This window comes from Sphingopyxis sp., assembly GCF_036402335.1.
Taxonomy (GTDB): Bacteria; Pseudomonadota; Alphaproteobacteria; order Sphingomonadales; family Sphingomonadaceae; genus Sphingopyxis.
Map to the genome: position 1 here is coordinate 1 of NZ_DASWTD010000352.1, position 6,259 is coordinate 6,259.

Below are 6,259 nucleotides of genomic sequence, written 5' to 3' on the forward strand. Positions count from 1 at the left end.
CCGCATCATCCTCCATGACAAGGCGGTATTTGCCCGACTGGTCGGTGCTGACTGCGCGGATGGTGGTTTCGATTTCCTTGATCGCCTCTTCGTCGCCGCCGAAAATCCCGCCCAGCTTGGGGAAGGAAAAGCCGAACAGGCCGCGCCGCGCCTTCTTGGCGGTTTCGCGGTCGGTGAAGGTGATTTCGCGCGCCGTATCGGCGGCGGAAAGCTCGCCAACCTCGCGGTCGAAACAGGCAAGCCGCGCCGCAGAGTCGGCGATATCGCGGCACGCATAGAGCTCGCGGATCTGCGCGGGGGGCACCGGCGGCTCCTTGTCCTTCGCGACCGCCGGCACGGCGACGGCGCAGGCAAGAATGGCGAGCGGCACGGCAAAGCGCGGTGACAGTGGCAACATGGCAAGACCCCTGACGGTAAACATGGCTCTGCCTAGCGAGGGCAACGGCGCGCCGCAAGCAAGCGCGGTTGCAAATCGACGCTTACTGACCCTAGTGTAAGGAACCCTCTCCCGTTCCGAAGGACGCCCGCCCGCAATGGATAGCCGCTTTTCCTGGTCGACCGATTATCGCCACCCCACCGCGTGGGACCAGTCTTTTGCACCGCTGTCGCTTCCCGACATGCTCGCCGCCAGCGTCGAACGGCGCGGCGATGCGCCGATGCTCGATTTTCTGGGCCGCCAGTTCAGCTACGCCGAGGTCGCGCGCAGCGCTGCACGCGTCGCCAGGGGACTTCAGCAGCGCGGCATCGGCAAGGGCAGCCGCGTCGGCCTCTTCCTGCCCAACGTGCCGCATTATGTCGCCGCCTATTATGGCGCACTCGCCGCGGGGGCGACGGTCGTCAATTTCTCGCCGCTCTACACCGTCGCCGAACTCGAGGCGCAGGTCGAGGATTCGGGCACCGACACCCTGTTCACGATCAGCGCCGCGGCGCTGCTGCCCACGGCCTTGAAGGTCCTCGACGGATCGAGCCTCCGCCAGCTCGTCGTCGGTTCGGTCGCCGGCGGGCTGCCGGCCGCAAAATCGGTCCTCTATCGCCTGTTCAAGCGCAGCGAGGTCGCGGCGCTGCCCGAGGATTCGCGCGTCATCCGTTTCTCGGCGCTCACCGACAACGACGGCCGGCCCGAACCCGCCCTGATCGATGCCGAAAAGGATATCGCGCTGATCCAGTACACCGGCGGCACGACGGGAACGCCAAAGGGCGCAAAGCTGACACACCAGAACCTGACCGCCAACGCGCGGCAGGTGAATGCGATCGACCCCGATCATGACGCCGAGGATCGCATCCTTGGCGTCCTCCCCTTCTTCCACGTCTTCGCGAACACCTGCGTCCTCAACCGCACGATCCTCAACGGCGGGACGATCACGATGCTGCCGCGCTTCGATGCCAAGCAGGCGCTCGAGGCGATCACGCGGACGAAGACGACCGCGCTGCCCGGCGTGCCGACGATGTACCAGGCGCTGCTCGACCACCCCCATCTCGCCACGACCGATTTCTCGAGTCTGCGCGTCTGCATCTCGGGCGGCGCCCCAATGTCGGCCGAACTGCGCGAGAAATTCGTCGCGGCGACCGGTGCCTCGCTTGTCGAGGGCTATGGCCTGACCGAAAGCTCGGGCGTCGTTGCGACCAATCCCTATGAGGGTCCGGTCCGGCCGGGCACGATCGGCCAGCCGCTGCCCGCGACGCACATCCGGCTGCTCGACAAGGAAGACCCGTCGAAGGACGCCCCGGACGGCGAACCCGGCGAACTTGCGGTCAAGGGACCGCAGATCATGCAGGGCTACTGGAACCGGCCCGACGCCGACACGGACAGCTTCACCGCCGATGGCTGGCTGCGCACGGGCGACGTCGCGATGGTCGAGGCCGATGGTTATATCCGGATCGTCGACCGGCTGAAGGACATGATCGCGGTCGGGGGCTTCAAGGTCTATCCGAGCGTGATCGAGGCGCATCTCCACGAACATCCCGCGGTCAAGGAAGCAATCGTGCTAGGCGTCCCCGATGCCTATCACGGCGAGACCCCGAAAGCCTTCGTGACGCTCGAAGAAGGTTTCAACGTCTCGGGCGACACGCTCGCCGCCTGGCTCAACCCCCAGCTCGGCAAGCATGAACGCGTCAGCGCGGTCGAGGTGCGGCTGAACCTGCCCAAGACGATGATCGGCAAGCTCGACCGCAAGGCGCTGCGGGCGGAGGAAGCATCCTGAACGGCGCCCTCTTGCGTCACCCCCGCGCACGCTCGTCATAACGCGGTGTCGAAATAGGCGTCGAGCTGGGAAATCGCGGGGTCGCTGAGGTGAATGAAAGCGCGCCGGCCATCCTGGCGATCCTTGATGCGGACAAACCAGCCTTTGTCACTCATCACCCGGACCCAGCGAAGAGCCGTCGTGGCCGGCACCGATGCAGCAATACAAAGGCTGGATATGGTCACGACCTTCCCTTCATAATGGGCGGCATAGAGATCGAGCAGCATGTCCCACGCCGGATCGGCAAAGATTCCTGCCGGAAAAAAATGATCGCGATGGCGGCGCTTCCGAATCCAGTCGCGAGCCAGCAGCGCCCTGGCCTTGGGGTCGAGCTTTCGCCCGGCGGAAGCGACAGCTTGCCGACGATTTGACGGGGGTTCCGCGAACCCGATCCAATCCATCATAAAATTCTTTCTCGCAAATATGGCGAGCTTCACGGTCGTCGTCGCGATACGGGCCATGCGCAGACCAGCGAAAGACGGCAGCGCCTTCTATTCGCCGGAAGCAGATATGCCGCCCTCATGCCCCGGCGAATCCGCTGCCCCGTCCTCTCCTCGCCGTGCGCCGGCATCGGCCCTGACCCACATAGCGGCCAGCAATATGACCAGCATTTGCGGGTAGGCCCAGAAACCCTGCCCCGCCGAATAGAGGCGTGGCCAAAGGTCCGGCAGGACGAATTTCATCACGTGCGTCATGCAGGTGAGAAGTTGAAAGGCGGGCAAGCAAAGCGTCCAGTAACGCCGACTGACCAGCGCATGCCCCAGAAAGACAGCCAGCACCACGAAGTCGAGCGTCGTGACAAGCAGGCTGAAGACATCGAAGCGTGAATTGGCAATGATCAGGCTGACAAACGTCAGGACCGAGCCTGCAACCAGCGTCAAGATTGCGAAACAGGTCTCTCGCTCCCCGATGCGCAGCACCTGGATGAACACAGCGAGGAGCGAGACAAGATAGACGATACCCCAGATCACAAATGCCGGCCCTTCACCCGCTCAGGCCGTACCCGACGAAGCCGTCAAGCCGCTCTGGCTTCTTCGACCGCGGCGATTTCGTCGGCCTCGGCAATCTGTCCGTTGCTCGGCAGCAACTTGCCGAGATCACCGGTGCCGACGACGATATTACGCAGGCCCATCTTGTCCTTGACGCTCGAAAGCTCGTTGTGGAGCGCCACCATATTCGTCCGCCCGTCGAACAGCCCGGCGATAGCCAGCTGAAGATATCCGAACGTCGCGTCGCTTGCGACCGGCGACAATTTTGCCGCTGCCTGCGCCTCGGGGAGCAAGGTCACCAGCCCCCCCAGTTTTACGATCGCCGCGTCAATGGCGGCTTCGGTTTCATGCACTTGGGTCACAACCTTTTTTGCAAGTGCGAGACGTTCCTTGGGCATATTTTCCCTCTCCGGCCGCCCTCAACGGACAAGCCCCATCATGGAGGCGACAAAAGCTTCGACACGCCGGCGAACCCGTTCAGGAGAACGCCGAAGGTAAGCCCCGCACCCATCGCGATCATCACGATGATGGCGACACGCTGCCAGATCGAAAGCCGGTTTTCGCCCCCAAAGAATTTGGCGATCAGATGCGAAGGCTCGGGCCAAGGCTTCCCCATGCCGGAATCGTCTCGCGATTCCGGTTGCCGGGGACTGCTATGTTCGAGATCGCCGAGACTGTCGCCTTCCCTCGCCGATGGCCCCTTGTCGCCATCGTCGGGGCTGCTTGGAAGTTCCAAGATTTCATATACCAAACTGGTATCGACTTGCTCGCCCTCCGGGATCGGTACGGAAACCCCCGCATCCTCGAGGATTTTCGCCGCTACGAAGCGCGACTTGGTACCGAGTTTCTTGCACGCCGACTTCAGCCGCGCGTCTACGGTATGCGGCGATATGTCGAGCTTGCGGGCGATTTCCTTTGAACCGAGGCCGGAGGATACCCATTGCAGACAGGCAATCTCGCCCGCGCTCAATCCCCCGGGCCTGGCCGCGCCCGGATCTGGTGGTGAATTATCCTGGCTCATCCGTTTTCGATTGCTCGCGCCCGCAAGAGCAGCCCATATCACGGCACCTCATCATTACAACGAACCATTCGTTTCCCCGGCAAAACTCCCTTTACACCGTATTGACCACAGCATCGTGCTTTTCCATGGGGCATATCAGGGCCCCCGGGAATCGCGACTTCGCACCATGCCTTCACGGCATCGCTCTCAATATTTGCGGAATTTGGGTGGGTTGTACCGGAAAATGACATGCCGAATCCGCACCGTGCGCGTTTCGGCGGACAACGCGACCCGGCGTGCTGCCCTCAAAAGCCGGGTGAATTGGCGCATCGCAGCCCGGCGATGCCCGCTCGACGATGCTATGGGAGGCGACGCGCCTCGAAATCGATCGCTCTTTCTCCTCGCCAGTTGCACATCATGTCGCGGCAGGCCCGAGAATGACGCTCAACCGGTATCTTGCGGCGTCCCTTCGACCGGCGCCGGAGCCGCGGCGGGCTCGAACACATGCTCCAGCATCGCCAGCATCGCCGAACGTCCGCGGTCCTTCAGCCGCACGATGACGCGCCGGCGATCGAGCGGATCGGGGAATCTTTCCAGGAATCCGGCTTCTTCCAGCCTGTCGATGCGGCGCATCGCAGCCGTCGACGATTCGCCCGATGCAAGCATCAATTGCTTCACATACAGGATCCCGCCTTCCTCCCCGCTGATGAACAGTTCCAGCATCATGTCCCATGCCGAATCGCGCAGCAGCCCCGGGGGCGCGATCCGGGCCATCTTCAGCCGGGCCTGCAGCAACTGCCGCGCACCCTCGACAAGCAGCTTTTCAGCGACGCTGCTGTTCCGCGCCGCGGCGCGCGACAGCGCCTCGACCGCGCGCAAGACGCCGGGGTTGGCGGCCACGCCGACAATCTTCCCGGCATCGTCCGGTCCGTCCCGCATCAATCGGCTCCTTCCCCTGGTTCAGCCAACCTTGTTTGCTATCGTCCGCCGGGGAAAAGCGCCCCGACGCTAAAACGCCTCCTCCGCCTCGCAATGCCCTACCGCCGGATTGGCCATGGACTTCAGCCAGTCGACGAACTCGTGCATCGATGTGCTGTGTGATCCCTTGAGCAAGAGCACGTCGCCGTCCCGCAATTCTGTCAGAAAGCCGGCTTTCAGCTCTTCGACCGAGCTCGCGCGGCGCCCGCGCCGGTCGTCCGGTATCGACCGCCAGAAGTCCCGATACAGGTCCCCGACCGCGTGGACGCAACCGATGCCATGCGCTGCAATCAGCGGCGCCAGCTCTGCGTGATAGGTCGCGGCGTCCGGCCCCAGTTCGCGCATTTCGCCAAGCACCGCGACTTTCCGGCGGTCTCCCCCGACGCTCCCGAGCAGCGACAGGGCGGCGACCATCGAGCCGGGATTGGCATTATAGGCGTCGTCGATCAGCGTTACGTGACGTACCCCGAACGACAGCTCACGCTGCTCGCCGCGACCCGCGACGGGAACAAAGGTGGCGAAGGTCGCGATCGCAGGTTCGATATCGCCGCCGGTCGCCGCCACGGCGGCCAGGACGGCCAGGCTGTTGAGCGCCATATGCTCGCCGGCCGCGCCCAGGAAATAGCGAACCTCGCTACCCCCGATCAGCGCCGAGACCTGATGCCCGGCCGGATCATATTCGAGCAGCCGGAAATCGCAGCTTTCCGATACCCCGTAATGCACGATGCGGAGGCCGCGAATCCGGGCTGCCATGTGCACGCGTTCCCATTCGGCCATGTCGCGATTGAGTATCGCCACGCTGCCGCGTTCCATCCCCTCGAATATCGCGCTCTTGCGCGCCGCGACCGTCGCGAGATCGTGATGATGTTCGAGGTGCGCAGGCAGGATATTGGTGAAGATGGCGATATCGGGCCGCGCCAGCCGCGCGTTGCGCGCCATCCGGCCGATCGCGAGTTCGAGCACGACATGCGGCGTATCCCACGGGATCGAAGCGAGGTTCCATGCGATGCCGTGCGGCAGATTGGCATTGTGGCGCGTCTGGCCGACCGATC

The 6,259-nt window shown here is 63.7% G+C and carries 8 protein-coding genes; 1 reads left to right on the top strand and 7 read right to left on the bottom strand.

Going from position 1 to position 6,259, the window contains the following annotated elements; translation table 11 throughout:
• The coding region (locus tag VGD20_RS10920) for a hypothetical protein (protein WP_331134472.1) at nt 1–397 on the bottom strand (397 nt) is incomplete at its 3' end.
• Between the two features lie 136 nt (nt 398–533).
• Here VGD20_RS10920 and VGD20_RS10925 point away from each other — a divergent pair.
• Nucleotides 534–2,201: an AMP-binding protein gene (locus tag VGD20_RS10925; protein WP_331134473.1), complete on the top strand. Its 1,668-nt coding sequence runs from the start codon at nt 534–536 to the stop codon at nt 2,199–2,201.
• A 35-nt stretch (nt 2,202–2,236) separates the two neighbouring features.
• On the opposite strand, the gene VGD20_RS21820 is transcribed toward VGD20_RS10925, so the two are convergent.
• The 6 genes from VGD20_RS21820 to VGD20_RS10955 form a co-directional block, all read right to left on the bottom strand.
• Complete coding sequence (locus VGD20_RS21820) at nt 2,237–2,701, bottom strand: MarR family transcriptional regulator (RefSeq protein ID WP_414714566.1); 465 nt, start codon at nt 2,699–2,701, stop codon at nt 2,237–2,239.
• A 30-nt stretch (nt 2,702–2,731) separates the two neighbouring features.
• Complete coding sequence (locus VGD20_RS10935; RefSeq protein WP_331134474.1) at nt 2,732–3,211, bottom strand: hypothetical protein; 480 nt, start codon at nt 3,209–3,211, stop codon at nt 2,732–2,734.
• A 44-nt stretch (nt 3,212–3,255) separates the two neighbouring features.
• Nucleotides 3,256–3,591 (bottom strand): hypothetical protein, encoded by a 336-nt coding sequence (locus VGD20_RS10940; RefSeq protein ID WP_331134475.1) that lies wholly within the window; start codon nt 3,589–3,591, stop codon nt 3,256–3,258.
• Nucleotides 3,592–3,665: 74 nt separating this feature from the next.
• Nucleotides 3,666–4,250, bottom strand: coding sequence for a helix-turn-helix transcriptional regulator (locus VGD20_RS10945; RefSeq protein WP_331134476.1), 585 nt, complete (start codon nt 4,248–4,250; stop codon nt 3,666–3,668).
• 423 nt (nt 4,251–4,673) lie between these two features.
• A complete protein-coding gene (locus VGD20_RS10950) occupies nt 4,674–5,168 on the bottom strand; it encodes a MarR family transcriptional regulator (protein WP_331134477.1) in 495 nt (164 codons plus the stop codon).
• A 69-nt stretch (nt 5,169–5,237) separates the two neighbouring features.
• The coding region (locus tag VGD20_RS10955; RefSeq protein ID WP_331134478.1) for a Mur ligase family protein at nt 5,238–6,259 on the bottom strand (1,022 nt) is incomplete at its 5' end.

Excerpts from the sequence above, each read along its gene's own strand:
- VGD20_RS10950 (WP_331134477.1), bottom strand. The coding sequence starts at position 5,168 with ATGCGGGACGGACCGGACGATGCCGGGAAGATTGTCGGCGTGGCCGCC.
- VGD20_RS10945 (WP_331134476.1), bottom strand. The coding sequence starts at position 4,250 with ATGAGCCAGGATAATTCACCACCAGATCCGGGCGCGGCCAGGCCCGGG.
- VGD20_RS10925 (WP_331134473.1), top strand. The coding sequence starts at position 534 with ATGGATAGCCGCTTTTCCTGGTCGACCGATTATCGCCACCCCACCGCG.
- VGD20_RS21820 (WP_414714566.1), bottom strand. The coding sequence starts at position 2,701 with ATGGCCCGTATCGCGACGACGACCGTGAAGCTCGCCATATTTGCGAGA.